The sequence below is a fragment of the Brevundimonas sp. genome (assembly GCF_023259385.1).
Lineage (GTDB): Bacteria > Pseudomonadota > Alphaproteobacteria > Caulobacterales > Caulobacteraceae > Brevundimonas.
In genome coordinates this window covers 1-20014 of the sequence record NZ_JAHFPF010000031.1, presented here as the reverse complement: position 1 = coordinate 20014, position 20014 = coordinate 1, and the positions used below count along the sequence as shown (strand labels likewise).

At 70.6% G+C, this 20014-nt stretch carries 17 protein-coding genes; 11 read left to right on the top strand and 6 right to left on the bottom strand.

Going from position 1 to position 20014, the window contains the following annotated elements; all coding sequences use genetic code 11:
* Nucleotides 1-906 (top strand): zinc metalloprotease HtpX (gene htpX, locus Q0C81_RS03990; protein ID WP_291833879.1); only part of this gene is annotated, 906 nt, incomplete at its 5' end.
* 40 nt (nucleotides 907-946) lie between these two features.
* On the opposite strand, the gene Q0C81_RS03985 is transcribed toward htpX, so the two are convergent.
* Both Q0C81_RS03985 and recQ read right to left on the bottom strand, forming a co-directional pair.
* Nucleotides 947-1753 carry a hypothetical protein gene (locus Q0C81_RS03985; RefSeq protein ID WP_291833876.1) on the bottom strand — a complete coding sequence of 269 codons (807 nt, stop codon included), beginning with the start codon at nucleotides 1751-1753 and terminating at the stop codon, nucleotides 947-949.
* A 125-nt stretch (nucleotides 1754-1878) separates the two neighbouring features.
* On the bottom strand, nucleotides 1879-3738 hold the full coding sequence (gene recQ, locus Q0C81_RS03980) for a DNA helicase RecQ (RefSeq protein WP_291833873.1): 1860 nt from the start codon (nucleotides 3736-3738) through the stop codon (nucleotides 1879-1881).
* 64 nt (nucleotides 3739-3802) lie between these two features.
* Here recQ and Q0C81_RS03975 point away from each other — a divergent pair, with 64 nt between their 5' ends.
* From Q0C81_RS03975 to Q0C81_RS03930, 10 genes are read left to right on the top strand one after another with little or no spacing between them, the layout of a single operon-like run.
* The gene (locus Q0C81_RS03975; RefSeq protein ID WP_291833870.1) at nucleotides 3803-4702 is read left to right on the top strand and encodes a class I SAM-dependent methyltransferase; all 900 of its coding nucleotides are present in this window, start codon (nucleotides 3803-3805) and stop codon (nucleotides 4700-4702) included.
* Nucleotides 4703-4736: 34 nt separating this feature from the next.
* Nucleotides 4737-5483, top strand: coding sequence for a 16S rRNA pseudouridine(516) synthase (locus tag Q0C81_RS03970; protein ID WP_291833867.1), 747 nt, complete (start codon nucleotides 4737-4739; stop codon nucleotides 5481-5483).
* Nucleotides 5484-5535: 52 nt separating this feature from the next.
* Nucleotides 5536-6750, top strand: a complete 1215-nt coding sequence (locus Q0C81_RS03965; RefSeq protein ID WP_291833863.1) for an FAD-binding oxidoreductase — start codon at nucleotides 5536-5538, stop codon at nucleotides 6748-6750.
* A gap of 31 nt (nucleotides 6751-6781) precedes the next feature.
* Nucleotides 6782-7432 carry a phosphoribosylanthranilate isomerase gene (locus Q0C81_RS03960; protein ID WP_291833859.1) on the top strand — a complete coding sequence of 217 codons (651 nt, stop codon included), beginning with the start codon at nucleotides 6782-6784 and terminating at the stop codon, nucleotides 7430-7432.
* 20 nt (nucleotides 7433-7452) lie between these two features.
* Complete coding sequence (gene trpB / locus Q0C81_RS03955; RefSeq protein ID WP_291833855.1) at nucleotides 7453-8667, top strand: tryptophan synthase subunit beta; 1215 nt, start codon at nucleotides 7453-7455, stop codon at nucleotides 8665-8667.
* Nucleotides 8668-8673: 6 nt separating this feature from the next.
* Complete coding sequence (locus Q0C81_RS03950; RefSeq protein ID WP_291833852.1) at nucleotides 8674-9132, top strand: hypothetical protein; 459 nt, start codon at nucleotides 8674-8676, stop codon at nucleotides 9130-9132.
* Nucleotides 9132-9548 carry a hypothetical protein gene (locus Q0C81_RS03945; protein ID WP_291833847.1) on the top strand — a complete coding sequence of 139 codons (417 nt, stop codon included), beginning with the start codon at nucleotides 9132-9134 and terminating at the stop codon, nucleotides 9546-9548. Before Q0C81_RS03950 ends, Q0C81_RS03945 begins: the two co-directional genes overlap by 1 nt.
* On the top strand, nucleotides 9545-10375 hold the full coding sequence (trpA, locus tag Q0C81_RS03940) for a tryptophan synthase subunit alpha (protein ID WP_291833844.1): 831 nt from the start codon (nucleotides 9545-9547) through the stop codon (nucleotides 10373-10375). Before Q0C81_RS03945 ends, trpA begins: the two co-directional genes overlap by 4 nt.
* Nucleotides 10376-10384: 9 nt before the next feature.
* The gene (locus Q0C81_RS03935) at nucleotides 10385-11278 is read left to right on the top strand and encodes an acetyl-CoA carboxylase carboxyltransferase subunit beta (RefSeq protein WP_291833841.1); all 894 of its coding nucleotides are present in this window, start codon (nucleotides 10385-10387) and stop codon (nucleotides 11276-11278) included.
* 9 nt (nucleotides 11279-11287) lie between these two features.
* Nucleotides 11288-12562, top strand: coding sequence for a folylpolyglutamate synthase/dihydrofolate synthase family protein (locus Q0C81_RS03930; RefSeq protein WP_291833838.1), 1275 nt, complete (start codon nucleotides 11288-11290; stop codon nucleotides 12560-12562).
* A gap of 3 nt (nucleotides 12563-12565) precedes the next feature.
* On the opposite strand, the gene trxA is transcribed toward Q0C81_RS03930, so the two are convergent.
* The 4 genes from trxA to Q0C81_RS03910 all read right to left on the bottom strand — a co-directional run.
* On the bottom strand, nucleotides 12566-12913 hold the full coding sequence (gene trxA, locus Q0C81_RS03925) for a thioredoxin (protein ID WP_291833835.1): 348 nt from the start codon (nucleotides 12911-12913) through the stop codon (nucleotides 12566-12568).
* A gap of 109 nt (nucleotides 12914-13022) precedes the next feature.
* Nucleotides 13023-16466 (bottom strand): double-strand break repair helicase AddA, encoded by a 3444-nt coding sequence (gene addA, locus Q0C81_RS03920; RefSeq protein WP_291833831.1) that lies wholly within the window; start codon nucleotides 16464-16466, stop codon nucleotides 13023-13025.
* Nucleotides 16463-19534, bottom strand: coding sequence for a double-strand break repair protein AddB (gene addB / locus Q0C81_RS03915; RefSeq protein ID WP_291833828.1), 3072 nt, complete (start codon nucleotides 19532-19534; stop codon nucleotides 16463-16465). Before addB ends, addA begins: the two co-directional genes overlap by 4 nt.
* A partial coding sequence (locus Q0C81_RS03910; protein ID WP_291833825.1) for a nucleotidyltransferase family protein occupies nucleotides 19531-20014 on the bottom strand: 484 nt, incomplete at its 5' end. The genes addB and Q0C81_RS03910, both read right to left, overlap by 4 nt.

Here is a 20014-nt window from a genome sequence, read left to right as displayed (position 1 = left end):
GGCTTCATGATCGGCCGCGTGCCGGGCATGCTGATCGCGCTGGTCGTGGCGGGCGGAATGAACCTGTTCAGCTACTGGAACGCCGACAAGATCGTCCTGAAGATGTACCGGGCCCAGCCGGTCGACGAGAACCACCCCAACGCCGTGGTGCGGACCTATGTCGCCGATATTCTGCAGATGGCGCGGGACGCCGGCCTGCCGCGGCCGATGATCGCCATCATCCCCAACGACCAGCCCAACGCCTTCGCCACCGGCCGCAACCCGCAGAACGCCGCCGTCTGCGCCACCACCGGCCTGCTGGACATGCTGACCCGAGACGAGATCCGGGGCGTGATGGCGCACGAACTGGCGCACGTGAAGAACCGCGACACCCTGACCATGACGGTCACCGCCACCATCGCCGGAGCCATCGCGGCGCTGGCGAATTTCGCCCTCTTCTTCGGCGGCGGCGACGACCGCGAGCGGCCAGGCGGCATTATCGGGACCCTGGCCCTGATGATCCTCGCCCCCATGGCCGCGGGCCTGGTTCAGATGGCCATCAGCCGGTCGCGCGAGTACGAGGCTGACCGCGTCGGCGCCGAGATCGCCGGCGACCCCAACGCCCTCGCCTCCGCCCTGCAGAAGATCGAAGCCTACGCCAAGCGCATCCACAACCCGACCGCGGAGCGCAATCCGGCCTCGGGCCAGCTGTTCATCATCAATCCGCTGGCGGGCCGGGGCGCCGACAACCTGTTCTCGACCCACCCGGCCACCGGCAACCGCGTCCGCGCCCTGATGGACCTGGCCGTAAAGATGGGCCGCGCCCCCGCGGCGCGCCCAGTCATGGTGGGGTCTCCTCCGATCCGGTCGTCAGTGACGTCTGTGCCGGTCACCGATCAGCCGCCATCCCGGGGACCGTGGGGCTAACCCCTATGACCGGGATGATCGTGTGACTTCTGGACGATGTTCAGAAGACCGACGCCGCGAGGGCCACCAGCGTAAGCAGGGCGAAAACAGCAGGCGGCAGAACCCTGAGGACGTCGATTCCAATCTCGATCTTGCGGTATCCGATCCGCTGCGCGGGATCCTCGCGCTGGAGGGCGACCAGCGCCCCGGTCGCCTGCTGCAGCGACAACGTCAGCGACTGTTTGATCGGGTCTTCCCGGCGAAGATCAGCTTCGGTCTGGGCTTGACGGGCGCTCAGACTTTCGAGTTCGGCCTCAGCCTGCGCAACGACCGACTTGGCGCCGAACTCCTGCAAGGAGTCCAGATCAATCCCGCTCCCGGGCTCTTTGCCCTCAGTTCGGCCAGGCCTTCTGCGAATCTCCTCCAGTTGGAAAAGCGCCTTCTGAAGGCTTTCGCGCGCTGCCGTCACCTCCTCGGGCGCAACCCTTGGCCGCTGGTCCTGATAGTCGTTGAGGCCTCGCTGCGCCTCGCTGACTTTCTGACGCCCGGCAGCGAGTTCGTCCTCGCGGCGGAAGGCCAGCCGCTCCCGAAGAACCAGGTCGTAGCTGACTGACAACTGGGCAACGAGCATGACGTACTGGAGCAAGAGGTACGCTATGCCGGCGAGCAGGAAGTTTCTGACGACGCCGTTCGGGAGCGTTATGACCTGAAGCAGGGCTTTCGCCGCCGCTTCATCATACAACCCCATGGCGACAAACGCCCCCAAGCCGGCTCCTAGATATAGCCACTTCCGCGTCTTGAGCACGCGACTGTAAGGGCCGTCCTTTGCCGTATGTTCGTCATCGCCGAAGAGTATCTGCAGGGGCATGGCCGCAATCATACGTCTGCATGCCCTAAAGCTCTACCGTTAGTGCAACCACGGTTCGAAACCTGCGGCGAACGATCTTTTCCAGACGAACTCCGTCGAGCGGCACGCTCGACTGCGCATCGACTTCAGGCTGATAGCGCCGCCAGAACGCCTTTGCCGTAGCGGTCCAGCTTGGTCTGGCCGACGCCGGAGATGTGGCCCAGCGTCTCCAGATCGCCGGGCTCCGCGATGGCGATCTCCAGCAGGGTCTTGTCCTGGAAGATGACATAGGGCGGCACCCGCTGTTCGGCGGCCCGCTCGCGGCGCCAGTTGCGAAGCAACTCGAAGCGGGCGCGGACATCGGCGTCCATGGTCTCCAGCGCGGCGTTGCGGCCGTTTCGCACCCGTTCTCGCGGGGCCGAGACCCGGGCGGGCGTCAGCCGCACCTCGATCACCCGTTCGCCGCGATAGACGCCGCGCACCGCCTCCGGGTCGCCCAGTCGGACCAGCGGCTTGCCCTCGTTCGGATCCTCGACCAGCAGGCCCTCGAACATCAGGTGGTCGATGACGTCGCGCAGGGTGTGCGAGGCGATGTCGGCGCCGATGCTCCAGGTGGACAGCGCCGTCTCCCACGGCTGTGCATCCTTCGTCCGCCCCTGCAGGTGATCGACGATGCGGGTCTTGCCGAAGCGTTCGCCCAGCCGCTGCACCGCCGCCAGCGCCTTCTGGGCCGGGACGGTCGCGTCGAACAGGGCGGGCGGGTCCTGGCAGATGTCGCAGACGCCGCAGCGGTCCGCGCCAGTCTCGCCGAAATAGCGGCGCACGGTCTGGGGGCGGCAGGTCGCGCCGTCCAGCATGGCGAACAGCTGGCGCGCCTTGCGCACCTGCACCGCCTTGACCTCCTCGGCCATCGGGCGACCGTCAAGTCGGCGCAGGGTCCAGGCGATGTCGGAGGGACCGTACAGGGTGATGCCCTCGGCCGGTTCTCCGTCGCGTCCGCCCCGGCCGATCTCCTGCCAATAGGCCTCCAGCGAGCCGGGCGGGTCGGCGTGAATGACGAAGCGCACGTCGGCCTTGTCGACTCCCATGCCGAAGGCGATGGTCGCCACCATCACCGCCCCGTCCTCGGCCAGGAAGCGCTCCAGCCGCTTGTCGCGCTCCCGCGCGTCCATGCCGGCGTGATAGGCGATGGCGTTGGTCCCCGCGTCGCGGAGCGCCTGGGCCACCCGCTCGCAGCCGTCGCGGCTGCCGCAATAGACCACGCCCGACTTGCCGCGCCGCTGCCGCACCAGGTCGATCACCGCCGCGTCGGTCTTGGCCCGCGAGCCGTTCTCCTTGCGGATGGCCGACAGCTGCAGGTTGGGACGGGCGAAGCTATCGACGACGACCTTGGCGCCGTCCAGCCGCAGGGAGCGGACGATGTCCTCGCGCGTGCGGGCGTCGGCGGTCGCCGTCACCGCGATGCGCGGCACGCCGGGGAACAGTTCGGCCAGCCGGCCCAGCGTCCGGTAGTCGGGCCGGAAGTCATGTCCCCATTGCGAGACACAGTGCGCCTCGTCGATGGCGATCAGGCTCAGCGGCAGGTCGTGCAGGCGATCGATGAGGTGCGGCTGGGCCAGCCCCTCGGGCGAGACGTAGAGCAGGTCCAGCTCCCCCGCCCGCGCCGCGCGCCAGATGGCCGAGCGGTCGTCCATGGAGACGCCGGAATCCAGTCTCGCCGCCGAGACACCCTGTTGCTTCAGCGCCTCGACCTGATCGGTCATCAGGGCGATCAGGGGTGACACTACAAGGCCGAGGCCGGGACGCAGCATGGCCGGGATCTGGTAGCAGACCGACTTGCCGCCGCCGGTCGGCAGCACCGCCAGCACATCGCGCCCGGCCAGGATCTCCTCGACCACCTCGGCCTGCCGTCCGCGGAAGTCGGCGTGACCCCAGACGCGCTCCAGCGTCGCGCGCGCGTCCATCAGGGTCGGCGCGAGCGGGGCGGAGATCGAGTCGGGGAGCATGGCGGGGTTGTGCCGGATTTGTTCCGGGGTGTCACCGTGGGTCGTGGTCCGCTAGAGGAGCCGGATGACGACGCTTCTCTATGGCCGCCCCCCGGCGGTGTTCGATCCGCCGGGCGACGCGACCCAGACCTCGCCCCTGATCCCGGGCGCCACAGCACTCGAAACCGTGTCCGAAGGGTCGGCCGACAGCATCATGATCTACGCCCCGCCGGGCGTGCTGGAGCGCCGCTACACCCTGGCCCTCGCGCTGAAGGCGCTGAAACCGGGCGGACGGCTGGACGTCATGGCCGCCAAGGACAAGGGCGGCTCCCGGCTGAAGAAGGAGTTGGAAGCCTTCGGCGCCGAGGTCGGCGAGAGCGCCAAGGCCCATCATCGTCGGTGTGTGGTGATCAAGGGCGACGGCCTGACCGGTCTGGACGCGGCCATCGAGGCCGGGGCGCCGCGCCTCGTGCCCGGCCTGGACGCCTGGTCCCAGCCCGGCGTCTTCGCCTGGGACCGGATCGACCCCGGTTCGGCCCTTCTGGCCCAAACCCTGCCTCCGCTGAAGGGCGCGGGCGCCGACCTGGGCTGCGGTTACGGGGCGCTGGCCACCGTGGCGCTGCGTTCGCCGCTGGTCACGGCCCTGGCCCTCTACGATCTGGACCGTCGTGCGGTCGAGGCGGCGCGGCGCAACGTCGAGGATCCGCGGGTCGTTATCGAACAGGCCGATGTCCGCACCCTGGCTGTCAACGGCGACCTCGACTTCATCGTCACCAATCCGCCCTTCCACGACGGCGGCGCCGAGGACAAGCGGCTGGGCCAGAACTTCATCCGGCAGGCCGCGGCCATGCTGAAGAAGGGCGGCGTCCTTTGGCTGGTCGCCAATCGCCACCTGCCCTACGAGGCCGACATCAACGAAGCCTTCAAGCGCGTGCGGATGGCCGCTGACGCCGGGGGCTACAAGGTCTTCGAGGCCATCAAGTGAACGCGCCCTCAAGTAGCCCGAAGGGCGGTAGGGCATGAAAAAAGTCCCGACATCGCGCGTCGACAAGCTGCTCGGTTCGCTGGGCTACGGCTCGCGCACCGAGATGGCGCGCATGGGCAAGGCGGGCGGCATCGTGCTGGACGGCGTCGACATCACCGATGTCTCCAAGCGCATACCGGTGACTCCGGATCTGCCCACCCGGATGGAGATCGACGGCGAGCCGCTGGATCCGCCGCAGGGCATCGTCATCCTGCTGCACAAGCCGCTGGGCATGACCTGTTCGCACAAGGAGGACGGGGCGCTGGTCTATGACGTCCTGCCCGACCGCTGGCGCCGCCGTGACCCGGCCATCTCGACCATCGGGCGGCTCGACAAGGAGACGTCCGGTCTGCTGCTGATGACGGACGATGGCGACCTGCTGCACCGGGTCATCAGCCCCAGGAAGAACGTCGCCAAGATCTATCGCGCCACGCTGGCCCGCCCGCTGGACGGTTCGGAGGCCGCCCGGTTCGCCTCGGGCGAACTGCTGCTGGAGAACGACGACCGGCCGCTGAAGCCCGCCGGGCTGGAAGTGATCTCTCCCACCGAGGCGAGGGTCTCGGTGACCGAGGGCCGCTATCACATGGTCCGCCGGATGTTCGCCGCCTTGGGCAACCACGTCGAGGCCCTGCATCGCGAGCGGCTGGGCGGCCTGGCCCTGCCCGACAACCTCGCTCCGGGCGAATGGCGGTTGCTGACATCGGACGAGATCGACGCCATCTTCGCCGGGCCCGCAGACTGAGCGGAACCGGCGGGCCCCTCGCCCGCTAAGGCTCCGCTTCTGCGGAGACGGCATGACCGGGGCCACCCTCAAACGCGATCTCAGGACCGGCCGGTCCCTCTGGGCGGACAGCCCCGGGCTGGGCGTGCCCGTGCGGCCGCTGGAGACGGCCGTCTCGGTGGATGTCGCCATCGTCGGCGCGGGGATCAGCGGAGCCTTCATGGCGCACGAGCTGAGCCGCGATCACTCGGTCGCCGTGCTGGATCGGCGTCCGCCGCTGATGGGCTCGACGGTGGCCTCGACCGCCCTGCTGCAGTGGGAGATCGACCTGCCGCTGACGGCGCTGGCGGATCGCATCGGGCAGGCGAAGGCGAGACGGGCCTATCTGAGATCGCGGTCGGCCATTGATGATCTAAAGCGGATCGTCGCTGATGACCGGATCCGCTGCGGGCTGAAAGACAAGGCGACCCTCTATCTCGCCGGCGACGAATACGGCCATCGCGCCCTGGCGGCGGAGGCGGACGCCCGCGCCGCGATCGGCCTGGACAGCGCCTATATTGGACCCGCCGACCTGCGCGAGCGCTTCGGCGTCGACCGCACCGGCGCCGTGTTGAGCCATGGCTCAGCCAGCGGCGACCCGGCCCGGCTGGCCGCCGGCCTGCTGCGCCGCGCGGCGGACCGCGGGGCGAAGGTCTATTCCCCGGTCGAGGTGCTGGAGGCGGTCAGCGACCCCGACGGCGTCACCCTGCTGACGGACGCCCATCATCCGGTGCGGGCCGGGACGGTGATCTTCTGCTGCGGTTACGAGTTTCCGAAGGCCGTTCCGACGCCCGGCGCGAAGGTGATCTCGACCTGGGCCATGGCGTCGACGCCGCGCCAGCGCTGCCCAGCCTGGCTGCGGGACACGCTCGTCTGGGAGGCGTCCGATCCATACCTGTATTTCCGCATGGGCGGCGACGGGCGTTTGATCGTCGGCGGCGAAGACGAGCCGTCGCCCACGGCTCACGCCGACAAGGCCAAGCTGAAGCGCAAATGCGCGACGATCACAGCCAAGCTGAAGCGACTGCTGCCCGATATCGAGTTCGAGATCGACTACAGCTGGGCCGGGGCGTTTGGGGAAAGCGCGACCGGCCTGCCGTCGATCGGCCCCGTGCCGGACATGGACCACGCTTGGGCGGTCATGGGCTTCGGCGGCAACGGCATCACCTACTCCGTCATCGCCAGCCAGATCGTGTCGGCTGCGATACGCGGCGGCAGCGATCCGGACGCCGACCTGTACCGGCCTTGACCCCGACCGGCGGCGAGCGCACCTGCCGGGCATGACCCGGGCCAAGATTTGCGGACTGACCACGCCTGACACGCTGGATGCGGCCCTGGCAGGCGGCGCGGCCTTCGTCGGCGCGGTCGTCTTCCCCAGGAGTCCGCGCCACATCGCCCCCCTCCACGCCGCGACGCTGTTCGAGCGCGCGCGCGGCCAGGGACCGGGCAAGGCCAGGATCGTGGCCGTCACGGTCGACGCCGACGACGCCCTGCTGACCGAGATCGCCCTGATCCTGAAGCCGGATCTGATCCAGCTGCACGGGTCCGAGACCCCGGCCCGTGCCGAACAGGTGCGGGTCCTGACCGGGGCGGGGATCATCAAGGCCCTGCCGATCCGCGCCCAGGAGGATTTCGACGACGCCGTCGCCTGGGAGCCCTTCGCCGATCATCTGATGTTCGACGCAAAACCGCCGGAAGGATCGGATCTGCCGGGCGGGGTCGGGGCCCGGTTCGACTGGACCCTGCTGGCCGGTCGGGCCTTTCGGCATCCGTGGTTCGTCGCGGGCGGGCTGAATCCCGACAATGTCGGCGAGGCGGTGCGGATTTCCGGCGCTCCCCTCGTGGACGTGTCCTCTGGCGTGGAAAGCGCGCCGGGTGTTAAGGACCCGGCCCGGATCGCGGCCTTCCTCGAGGCCGTCCGGACCGCCTGATCTCCGCGCGAGTTTGCCCCGTGAACGCCATCCTGCCCAACAGCTACAGTTTCCCTGACGCGGAGGGCCGGTTCGGCCCCTATGGCGGACGGTTCGTGGCCGAGACACTGATGCCGCTCATCCATGAGCTGAACGACGCCTATGAGGCCGCCAAGGCGGACCCTTCGTTCCAGGCCGAGCTGGACGGCTTCCTGACCGACTATGTCGGCCGCCCCAGCCCGATGTATTTCGCCGAGCGCCTGACCGAGCACCACGGCGGGGCGGATATCTGGTTCAAGCGCGACGAGCTGAACCACACCGGCGCCCACAAGGTGAACAACTGCATGGGCCAGATTCTTCTGGCCATGCGCATGGGCAAGACCCGCATCATCGCCGAGACCGGCGCCGGCCAGCACGGGGTGGCCACCGCCACCGTCTGCGCCCGCTTCGGCCTGAAATGCATCGTCTACATGGGCGCCACCGACGTGGAGCGTCAGTCGCCCAACGTCTTCCGCATGAAGCTGCTGGGCGCGGAGGTGATCCCGGTCACCTCGGGCCGAGGCACGCTCAAGGACGCCATGAACGAGGCGATGCGCGACTGGGTCACCAACGTCGAGGACACCTACTACCTGATCGGCACCGCCGCCGGACCGCACCCCTATCCGGCCATGGTGCGCGACTTCCAGTCGGTGATCGGCCGCGAGGCGCGCGCCTCAATGCTGGCGCGCAAGGAGAAGCTGCCGGACGCCTGCGTGGCGGCCATCGGCGGCGGCTCCAACGCCATCGGCCTGTTCTATCCCTTCATCGAGGACGCGGGCGTGCGCCTGATCGGCGTCGAGGCCGCGGGCCGCGGGCTGGACGGTCCGGACCACGCCGCCTCCATCCAGGGCGGCCGCCCGGGCGTGCTGCACGGCAACCGCACCTATCTGCTGCAGGACGACGACGGCCAGATCTTGGAAGGCCATTCGATCTCCGCCGGCCTCGACTATCCCGGCATCGGGCCCGAGCACGCCTGGCTGAAGGACATCGGCCGGGCGGAGTACCGCGCCGCCACCGATCAGGAAGCCCTCGAGGCCTTCCAGCTGTGCTCGAAGCTGGAAGGGATCATTCCCGCCCTGGAGCCCAGCCATGCGCTCGCCCGCGTCGGCGAGATCGCAAAAGAAGTGGGCAAGGGCGGCGATGTCGTGCTGAATATGTGCGGGCGGGGCGACAAGGACATCTTCGCCGTCGCGAAGCATCTGGGCGTGGAGCTCTAGCGTATCATGAAGACCCTCATTCTGGCCGCCGCCGCGGCCCTGTGCGCGGCGACCGCCCCGACCCTGGTCATGGCCCAGACGCCGCCGGCGGCCCTGCAGGTGGAGATTCCGGAGCTGGAGCGGGTCACCGCCGATCCGACCTGCGGCGGCAAGACCGCCATCGCCCAGCAGGCCTTCTGCGTGACGACGACCCAGGCCGGCGTCAACGATGCGGTCGACGCCTACAGCGCCGCCTTCCAGGAACAGGGCTGGCTCGCCGCCGGCGGGGACAACAACCTGATCATTTACGTCAAGCGCAAGCCGGATGGCGGCTGCGACGGCTTCCAGATGCTCGCCTTCGCCGACGACACCCGCGTGCCGGCGCCGGGCGCTGCGGCCTGGCTGGCCTTCGCCGCCATTCCCGGCAACGTCTGCGCCGCCGCGCCGGCCGGGCCGATCTCCGGCCCGCCCGCCCCGAGACAATGATGCTGAGCGTCCTCGCCCTCGTCGCCGCCCTCGCAGCGGCCCCGCAAGCCGCGACCCAGACGCCCGGGCTCTCGCCCTCCCCCGACTGCGGCGGCCTGACGGAACGGATCGCCGGCCCGGGCGTGCCGATGCGCTGCGTGACCGCTCCGATGCAGTACATCCCGCAGGTCGCCTATACCTTCGCGGGCGAAGCCCAGCGCAATGGTTGGGTTCCCCTCACCCAGACCTCAAGCTCGATCTGGTTGCAGAAGCCCCTGGCGGACGGGAAGTGCGATCGGATGATCATCTTCGGCTTCTGGGATGTCGAGATTCAGCCCGAATCCCGCCCGGACACCCCCGGCTACGTCGGGGTGGTCAACCAGGCCGGGCAGACCTGCCTGTCCCTAAACTCACTCCCCGCACCGAACGCCCAATGACCACCCAACGCATCGACGCCCGCTTCTCCGCCCTCAAGGCGGAGGGCCGGGCCGGCTTCGTCGCCTATGTCATGGCCGGCGACCCCTCGCGCGACGAGGCGCTGGAGATTCTGCGCGGCCTGCCCGCCGCCGGCGCCGACATCATCGAACTGGGCTTCCCCTTCTCGGATCCGATGGCCGAAGGGCCGCCGATCCAACGCGCCGCCCTGCGCGGCCTGAAGGCGGGTTTGACGCTGAAGGGCACGCTGGAGCTGGCCAAGGCCTTCCGTGACGGCGACGCCGACACCCCGCTGATCCTGATGGGCTATCTGAACCCCATCGAGAGCTACGGCCACGAGGCCTTCGCCCGCGACGCGGCGGCCAGCGGCGTGGACGGGGTCATCGTCGTCGACTGCCCGCCGGAAGAGGCCGATCCCCTCACCGACGCCCTGGACGCCCATCAGGTTTCGCTGATCCGCCTGGCCACGCCGACCTCGGACGACGACCGGCTGAAGATCATCGCCGAACGCACCTCGGGCTTCGTCTACTACGTCTCCGTGGCGGGCGTGACGGGGGTCAAGGAAGCCCAGGCCGGCTCGGTCGCCCCGGCGGTCGAACGGGTGCGCAAGGCTTCGGGCCTGCCGGTCGCGGTCGGCTTCGGCATCAAGACGCCCGAGCGGGCCGCCGAGGTGGCGCGCGTGTCCGACGCGGTGGTCGCCGGCTCGGTGCTGGTGGACGAGGTCGCCGCGGCCCTGGCGGCGAACGAACCCGCCGCCCCGCGCGTTCTGGCCAAGGTGCGCAGCCTCGCGGACGCCGTGAAGGGTGCGCGCGCGGCAGAAACCGTCTAAAGCGCGCCCATGGTCGACAAGAACAAACCCCAGCAGGAGAAGCGCGGCGGCTGGCTGTCCCGCTTCGCACCCGGCGTCCGCAAGATCGTCAGCCGGCGCGACACGCCCGACAATCTGTGGGTCAAGGACCCCGACACGGGCGACATGCTGTACCGCTCGGACCTGGAAGGCGCCCTGTGGGTCACGCCGTCGGGCCGTCACATGCGCATCGACGCGCCGACGCGGCTGCGCTTCACCTTCGACGACGGCGCCTACGAGTCTATCGAGACGCCTGAGGTGCCCGAGGACCCGCTGAAATTCTCGGACGGCAAGCCCTACAAGGACCGCCTCAACGCGGCCCGCAAGGCCGCCGGCCGCAAGGACACCATGGCCATCGGCTTCGGCGAGGTCGGCGGCAGCGAAGCCGTCGTCATCGTCCAGGACTTCACCTTCATGGGCGGCTCCCTGGGCATGGCCGCGGGCGAAGCCTTCATCGCCGCGGCCCGGGCGGCCGTCGCCCGCGGCGTGCCCCTGGTCTGCTTCACCGCCGCAGGCGGGGCGCGGATGCAGGAGGGCGCGCTCAGCCTGATGCAGATGGCCCGCACCACCCTGGCCATCCAGGAGCTGAAGGCGGCCCAACTGCCCTTCGTCGTGGTGCTGACCGATCCGACCACGGGCGGCGTCACCGCCAGCTACGCCATGCTGGGCGATGTCCACCTGGCCGAGCCGGGCGCCCTGATCGGCTTCGCCGGTCCGCGCGTCATCGAGGCGACCATCCGCGAGAAACTGCCCCCGGGCTTCCAGCGCGCCGAGTACCTTCAGGAAAAGGGCATGGTCGACAAGGTCGTCGCCCGCGCCGACCTGCCGCACACCCTCGGCCAGATCCTGTCGATGCTGATGGGCGGGAAGCGCCGGGCCGCGTAAAAAGCGGCCATGGACCCGATTTCCGAACGCCTGCGCGCGCGGCACCCCCAGCGCATCGACCTGTCGCTGGACCGGATGCGTGTCCTGTGCGCGGCGCTGGGCGAGCCGCAGCATCGCCTGCCGCCGGTCATCCACGTCGCGGGCACCAACGGCAAGGGCTCGACCGTCGCCCTGCTCCGCGCCATCGCCGAAGCCGCAGGGCTGAAGGTCCACGTCTATACCTCGCCCCATCTGGTGCGCTTCAACGAGCGCATCCGGCTGGCGGGCGAACTGATCACCGACGAGGCCCTGAACGGCATCCTCGACCGCATCGAGGTGGTGGCGAGCGAGGCGACGGTGTTCGAAAGCACCACGGCCGCCGCCTTCGTGGCCATGAGCGAGACCCCCGCCGACTTGGCCGTTATCGAGGTCGGGCTGGGCGGTGTTCTGGACGCCACCAACGTCATCGAACGCCCGCTGCTGAGCCTGATCACCCCGGTCGATCTGGACCATGCCGAGTTCCTCGGAACCTCGCTGCGCGGCGTCGCCGTGGAGAAGGCGGGCATCCTCAAGCCCGGCGCGCGCGGCCTGATCGCGCGGCAGGACCCGGAGGCGATGGAGGCCATCGAGGCCGCCGCCCTGGCCGTGGGCGCGCCCCTGACCGTCATGGGCGTGGATTTCGACGCCTGGGCCGAGCGCGGGGGGCTGGCCTTCCAGGATCAGGAGTGCTTCCTCGACCTGCCCGCGCCCGCCCTGGCGGGACCGCATCAGATCGACAACGCGGGCCTGGCCGTCGCCGCCGCGCTGGAGTTGGACCTGCCCGAGGCCGCGATCGCTGAAGGCCTGCGGACCGTGCGATGGCCGGCCCGGATGCAGCGGTTGACCGAAGGCCCCTATGCCGAAGCCGCCCGGGCCGCCGATGCCGAGCTGTGGCTGGACGGCGGGCACAATCCGCACGCCGCCCGGGCCTTGGCCCTGACCCTGGCCCGACGTCAGGCCTCGGCGCCCCGGCCCACGGCCCTGATCGTCGGCATGCTGGGCAACAAGGACGCCGGCGGTTTCTTCGAGGCGCTGAAGGAGTCCGGCGCGACCGTCTTCACCGTCGGCTTCGACGGCGCGGCCGCCGAACCCGAGGCGCTGGCGGCGGTGGCGCGCGGCAACGGCCTGGGCGCGACGGCGGCGGGAACCGTGGAACAGGCGCTGACGCACGCGCTCCGGCTCGGGGCCGGGCGCGTGGTCATCTGCGGGTCGCTGTATCTGGCCGGCGAGGTCTTGGGCGCGGCGCGCGAGACCTGGCCGACCTGACGGTCAGGCGGTGGCGGACGAGGCGGAGGTGATGCCGCTTTCAGCCAGCCATTCGACGATCTTGCCCTTGGGCATGGCTCCGACCTTCATCGAGGCCATCTGGCCGTCCTTGAACAGCATCAGGGTCGGGATGCCCTTCACGCCCAGCTTGGACGGGACCATCGGGCTGTCGTCGATATTGACCTTGGCGATGGTGACCTGGCCCTGCAGTTCGTCGGCGATCTGCTCCAGCGCCGGACCGATCTGCTTGCAGGGGCCGCACCACTCCGCCCAGAAATCGACCAGCACGGGCTGGGACGCCTTCAGCACATCGGCTTCGAAGCTTTCGTCGGTGACCTTGACGGTGGCCATTGCGGTTCTCCTGGCGGCCCGCCAGGCAGGCGCGCCTCATAAAATCAGCCGGCCATCATAGGGTGATTCCGGCCCGTTGCAGTCGATGTGGGATGCCGGAGGCGGCAAATCAACGGACTAGGGCGGCGTCCATCAGGGCGGCGGGCACGGGCATCAGCTTAGGCCCGTCGGTCCAGACCAGCGCCGCCTCGACCGGGCGGTCGGGATAGAGCTGTCTCAATATCGAGACGTAGATGGCCAGCTGCAGCACATAGGCCGGATCGGCGTCTTCGATCCGGTCCGGGGCCGGGCGGTTGGTCTTGTAGTCGACGACCAGGACCCTGTCCGGCGTGATCACCAGCCGGTCCATCCGCCCGGAGACGGCGACGCCCGCCGCCCGTCCGGTGAGGGCCACCTCAGGCCGCGAGCCGGGGCCGAACACCGGGGCGAAGCGGGCGTCCTCCAGCACCGAGAAGGCGGCGGCGATCATCTCGCCGCGCTGATCCTCGCTGAGGTCTCGCTCACGGGACAGCAGGCGTCGCGCCGCGTCGGGCCGATCGGCCGCCGCGATCTCGGGCAACCGCTCCAGCAGGCGGTGGATCAGGTCGCCGCGCCGGAACCGGCCGAGGCTGCCCGCCGCCACGGCCAGCGGCGACGGGGCGGGCAGACGCAGCACTTCTTCCATCTGCGACGGCGCCGCGATGCGCGCGGTCGGATCGGGCGTCGGCGATACCCCCGCCCAGGCCGGAACGACCATCATGGCCGCGGTCGCGGCTCCCTGCGGTGGAAGCCGGGCCGGATCGGCGCCGAACCGGCGCACCCCGTCCGCCTCATGCACCCGGTCGCCGAGCTGATCGAAGGTCCCGGTCAGGACATCCCACCAGCTGCCCTCGTCAAAGCCCGTCTTCGTCTTCGTGCTTCCCCGACCCATGATCACGATCCGGTCGCGGGCGCGTGTCAGGGCGACGTAGAGCAGGCGCAGGGTCTCGGCGTCGGTGCGCGCCTGCCGGGCGTCGCGTGCGGCCGCGGAGGCCTCGCAGTCATCCGCCGAGCGGCCGGGGCACATCAGCCACGCCTCTGAACCGTCCTCCAGCGCCACCGGCATCAGGGCCGGCCCCTGCGCCTTCGCGCGGCTGGTGGTGTCCGGCAGGATGACCACCGGCGCCTCCAGCCCCTTGGCCCCGTGTACGGTCATGACCCGCACCTCGCCGCGTGGGCCCTCCAGCTCGCGCTTCACCTCGACGTCCGCGGCCTCCAGCCGGGCGACGCAGGTTTCCAGATCCACCGCGCCGCGATCCTCGGCGGCCAGCACCTGGTTCAGGGTCTCGTCGATCGCCTCCTCGGCCTCGCGGCCCAGGCGGCGCAGCACCCGCGCCCGGCCCGAGACTCCGGTCTCGTCCACGCGGTTCAGCAGGGCCGAGAAGAAGCCGAACGGATCGCGATCCCGCGCCGACAGGGCGAACTGCAGCATGTCTCGCGCGCGAGACCACTCCAGCCGCTCCCCGGCCCGGTCGCGCAGTTCCCGCCACAACCGGCCGCGCTTCGCCGTCGCCCCGGCCAGGGCGAACAGGCTGTCCTCGTCCACGTCGCAGAAGGGGCTGCGCAGCACCCCCGCCAGCGACAGGTCGTCGTCGGGATAGAGGACGAAGCGGGCGAGCGCGATCAGGTCGTCGAAGACGATGTGCGACGACAGCTTCAGCCGGTCCGCCCCCGCCACGGGCACGCCCGCCGACTTCAGGGCGCGGATGATCTCCTCGAAGGTGGCGTCGCGCCGGCGCACCAGGATCAGGAAGTCGCCATAGCCCGACGCCCGCGGCTGCCGCGTCCGGCGATCGTACACGGCCACGCCGGTCTCCACCTGACGCCTGATGTCCGCGGCAAGGTCGGCGGCCAGCCGCTTGCGCGCCGAGGCGACGGACTCATGGTCCACCGGCGCATCCCAGGCTTCGCGCTCCGGTCCCTTGATCTCCTCGTGCAGCGGCCACAGGTCGACCGATCCGGCCTGGCCCTCGCGCATGGCGGCATGGGGCGGGATGGCCGCCAGCCCGGCGCCGACCAGGGCGCGGGTCCGCTCGGCGCCCTCGAACACGGCGTCGACGAAGCCCAGCACCTCCGGCGTCGAGCGGAAGGACTTGGCCAGCTCCACGCCCTCGAACCGGGCGTCCGCGCCCCGCGCCAGCATGTCATAGCGCCGGGCCTCCTGCCGCAAACGCTCGGGCCGGGCCCCTTGGAAGGAGTAGATCGACTGCTTCTCGTCGCCGACGGCGAAGACCGTCCGGTCCAGCCTCTCCCCCGAGGCCGGCATGGGGGTGAAGCGCCGCCCGCCCTCGCCCGCGAAGAAGCCCTCGGTCAGGGCCTTTAGGATGTCCCACTGCTGGGGCGCGGTATCCTGCGCCTCGTCGACGAGTACGTGCTCGACTCCGCCGTCCAGCTTGTAGAGCACCCAGGCCGCCGAGGCGCGGCGGGTCAGCAGGTCCACCGTGCGCGCGACCAGATCGCCGAAGTCGAGCGCGCCCTTGGCGATCTTGGCCTGGTCATAGAGGTGGGCGTGGGCCTGGGCCAGGGTCAGGACGTGGATGGTGTCGCGCGCCACCCGCACCCGCTTCAGCCGCTCCAGCACGGCGACGTACTTCAGCTGCAGATCCGTTAGCCAGGCGCCCGCCGCGGGCGGCGCCTTGGCCGTCGCCATGGCCTTGCGCGGCTCGCCCCCGGTCAGGAAGACATTGGCCAGCCCGGGGAAGGTCCAGGCCGCCTCCCGCATCCGGTCGGCGCATTTCTGGTCGTTGGTCGAGCCCGTCGCCATGGCCGTCGCCGTCTCCAGCCACTGGCCCCGGTCGAGGTATCGGATGAAGTCGCCCTCCAGCCCCTCGACCGTGTCCTCGGGATGGGCGCCCGCCACCGCATGGGGCCCCGGGGCCGTCCCATCGGCGACGCGGGCGGTATAGGCGACCAGCTTGTCCCGTTCGGTCTCGATCATGGCCAGCAGCGACTGGAACGAGGCCCAGTCCAGCTCGACCGCGAAATGGCTGTAGGCCTGGCCGATCACGCCGTCGGCGTCGCGCAGGGCGGCCCGGGCCAGATCCTCGCGCGCCGAATGCGACAGGGCCGTCGCCGCCTCGTTCTCCAGCACGGTGAAGCCCGGCGTCACCCCGGCCTCGATGGGGAAACGGCGCAGCAGCTTTTCGCAGAAGGCGTGGATGGTCTGGATCTTCAGTCCGCCCGGCGTCTCCAGCGCCTTGGCGAACAGACGGCGCGCGTCCGACAGCTCCGGCCCCGACAGGCGGGCCGGATCGCGCCCGTCCAGATCGGCCAGCGACTGCGCCAGGCCGGCGTCGTCCATCACCGCCCATTCGCCCAGCCGGTCGAACAGCCGCGCCTGCATCTCCGCGGCGGCGGCCTTGGTGTAGGTCACGCACAGGATCTCGCCCGGCTGGACCTCGCGCAGCAGCAGCCGCGCCACCCGGTCGACCAGGGTCGAGGTCTTGCCCGAGCCGGCGTTGGCGGTGACGAAGACCGACTGGCCGGGGTCCGCGGCGGCGATCTGGGCGGGATCAGGCAGGATGCGCGCGCTCATTCCGCATCCCCCTCGTCGCCGCCGACCACATGCCACTCCCAGACCCGCGCCAGGTGGTCGTAGTTGCCGCCGAAATTGCCCATGAACTGCGGCGCGACCCAGCTGAGATAGGGCGTCTCCTCATGGTCGAACCGCTCGATCCGCGCGGTCAGCCCCGCCAGCGCCGCCTGCGACAGGGCCATCGCCTCCGCGCCCGCCGCCCGCACCGCGGCCTGCCCCGGCTCCTTGCGGCCGACGACGCGGACATAGGTCAACTCCTCCGGCTCGACCGGCCCGGCATCCTTCAGCCCGGCCTCGGCCAGGATGGCCCCGGTCAGGGTCAGCTGGGGCGAGAAGCCGGTGCGCACCTGTTTCGGCGAGGGGATGGAGCCGGTCTTGAAGTCCAGCACCGCCGCGCCCGTGGCCGACAGTTCGATCCTGTCGGCCTTGGCGGTCAGCTTGAACGGTCCCGCCGGGGCCGGGATCAGCATCTCGACCCGTTCCTCGACCCGAATTTCCACCCCGCGCGCCCGGCGTTCAGCCTCGAACCCGGCCAGCCAGACCGCGCTGTTGCGAGCCAGCGGCGTCTCCCGCGCCATGGCCGCGTCCTCGAACCCGGCCGAGGTCAGCTCCTCCAGCAGCAACCGTTCCAGCTGGTCGGCGCTGTCCTCGGGCAGGACGTCGGGCCAGGACAGGGTCAGCCGTTCAACCGCCTTGTGGACGGCGTTCCCCCGCGCGATCGCCTCGGCCGACTGACCCGGCCGGTCGAGTTGTCTCAGATTCAGGACATAACGCGCATAGACGGCGTAGGGATCGCGCACCCAGCGCTCGACCCCGGTCACCGGCAGCTCGCGCGGGCGCCGGTCCACGGGCGGGCGCGGCGCGGGTCGGGGCGCATATTCGGGCGTCAGGCGCGCGGGCGCGTCCAGCGTCCGCGCCTGATCCAGGACGGCGGATGGTCGGGCGATCGACACCGGCGTCGTGGGCGTGTCGGCGCCCCGCGTCAGCATCTCCAGCCGCCACAGCCAGCGCGACTTGACCGCCGGCTGGCCGCCGCGCCGCTCGCAATGCACCAGTATGGCCTCGTCGGCGCTGGCCGCCTGGACAAAGTCCTGCGCCGTCTGGCCCAGGCGCCGCTCGGGCGGCGGGAGTTGCATTGTCCCGCGCATGGGACGCGACAGGAAGGGATCGGTCGGGGCGGCGTTGGGCCAGACTCCCTCCTCCAGTCCGGCCAGGATCATGCGGTCGGCCCGCACCAGACGGGCCTCGATGGCGCCGAGGATGCGCAGGCGCGGCTGGGTCGCTCCGCCGGTGCGCACCGTCTCGTCGGTCAACAGGCCGTGAACCAGTTCGGCGAAGTCGGCGCGCGACACGGCGCCCAGGGACCCGCCGCCCTCGATCAGGGCCGACAGCAGGCCGGCCGCCGCCTCCCCGTCCGGTCCGGCCCAGGCGTCCTGCCCCGCCACCGCCTCGATCAGCGCCGTTAGGGCGCGCGCCGCGGCGTCCAGCGGGGCCTCGTCCACGAACGGCGTCCTCGCTTCGGCGAACAGGGCCTCGAGGCGGTCCAGCAAGAGCCGCGCGGCCAGTAGTCTCTCCTGCGTGACATCCGACGGAACCCGTCCGTCGTCGCGTGGCTGTCCCGCCTCGAACAGGGCCTTGCGCGCGCGGGACCAGTCACGGCGGCGCGGACCGCGCAGGGCGAAGGCCTCCAGCGCCTCGACCGCGGCCCGGAAGTCTGTCTCGCCAAGGTCCAGCCGGACCAGCGGATGTTTGAGCAGGCCCAGCAGGGCGTGGGGATCCAGCGGGTCGGCGATGAAGCGGACCGCGAGATCGACCAGCCGCCCGCCGGCCATGCGCGACAGGGGCTGGCCCGAGGACACGTCGGCGCTGACGCCCCAGCGCTCCAGCCGCGCCGCCACCCGGCGGCCCAGCGCCAGATCGGGCGTGACCAGGGCGCAGGTCTTGCCCGGCGTCTCCAGCGCCTCGCGCATCATCAGGGCGATGGCCGCCGCCGCATCCTCCTCGGCTCGAGCCGTGACCACCGACAGGCCGCGCAGCCCCTCGGCGATGGGATCGGCCGACTGGGTCCCCGCCGCCTCGGCGCGCATGGCGCGGATCAGCTTGCGCCAGTCGTCGGTGGCGTCGGCGGGCCGCAGGGCCTCGTTGAGCAGCCGCTGGCGGGCGCGGCCGCGCGCCTCCAGGGCGGGTTCAACGGACGGGCGGAACCAGGGGCGTACGGCCTCGCGCTCGACCCGGCCCTCGAGCAATCGCCACAGGGCGTTCTGCGGGTGTTGCTCGTTGTCTCCCAACCGGGACCAGACCGCCGGATCGAGGTCGACATCCAGTCCAGGCAGGACGACGCAACCCTGCGGCGCCTTGGCGACTGCGGCCAGCACGTCTGCAGCGGCCGGCGCCGAACCGGTCGAGCCGGCGGCGATCACCGGATGCTCGGGCGGTCGCGTCTCCCAGCTGTCGGCCAGCAGCCGCAGCAGCTTCGCCCGTCGCCAGGCGGGATCCACCAGCCCGAGCGCGGCCAGCCGCTTCGGCCATGTCTCGACGGCGAGACCGAGGAACCGCGCTGATTCCCGCCAGTGTTCAGCCAGATCGCCCTCGACCAGGGTCGCGACCTTGCCGATGTCCTTGATCTCTTCCAGGTGGCAGGAATCCAGGAAGCCGCCCAGCGCGTCCGCCAGCTCCAGCGCGCGCAGGGGCGACAGGTCCGAGCGGAATTCCTCGACGATCATCCGCGCCATCTCGAAGCGGCGGGTCAGGGGGGCGATGGCCGGCGGCAGGTCCAGCCCGACCTCGCCCGGCGCGAAGGGCGGTTCGTCCTCTTCCAGATCCCCCAGCGGCCGGACCTGAGGCAACAGCACCGGCCGACCGCCCGCCTGTTTCGTCAGGGCGGCGGTGAAGGCCCGCGCCGCGCGGCGGTTGGGCAGCAGGATGACCGCGTCCGACAGGGTCTCGGGCGGCCTGTCGCCCAGCCAGTCCAGCACGCCCGCCGCCAGATCCTCGAGGAAGGGGCGATAGGCCTCGACCGCGTACCAACGAGGGGTCTCTCCGGCGAAGGGATCGAACCGCGCGGTCATACCGCTCCAGTCAGCTTCGCCTCGGCCTCGTCGCGGGCCTGCGGGTCGCCGACGTGCATCCAGTCGCCGTCCATGACCACGCCGTACAGCCGCCCGGCCGCCGCCGATCGGCGCCAGAACTGGCTCAGCGAGAAGGCCCCCTCGGGACCGTCGGCGACATAGTCAGGCCGGCAGATGTGCACGCCCATGTAGGCGAAGGGCGCGGACGCCGCCTCGCCCCGGAAGGTCAGCTTGCCGTCGTCGCCCAGGAAGAAATCCCCTTCGCCCTCGAACCCAATGGAGCCTTCGCGCCGCGCGAGAAGAAGCGCGGCATCCATGATTGACGGATTCCACAACCGGGCGAGTTGATTCAGGGCGTCGCCCCGATCCAGCCAGACGCTGTCGATATTGGCCACGAAGACCGGGTCGTCGCCCAGCAGCGGCGCGGCCTTCTTCAGACCCCCGCCCGTCTCCAGCAGGGTTTCCCGCTCATCGGAGATG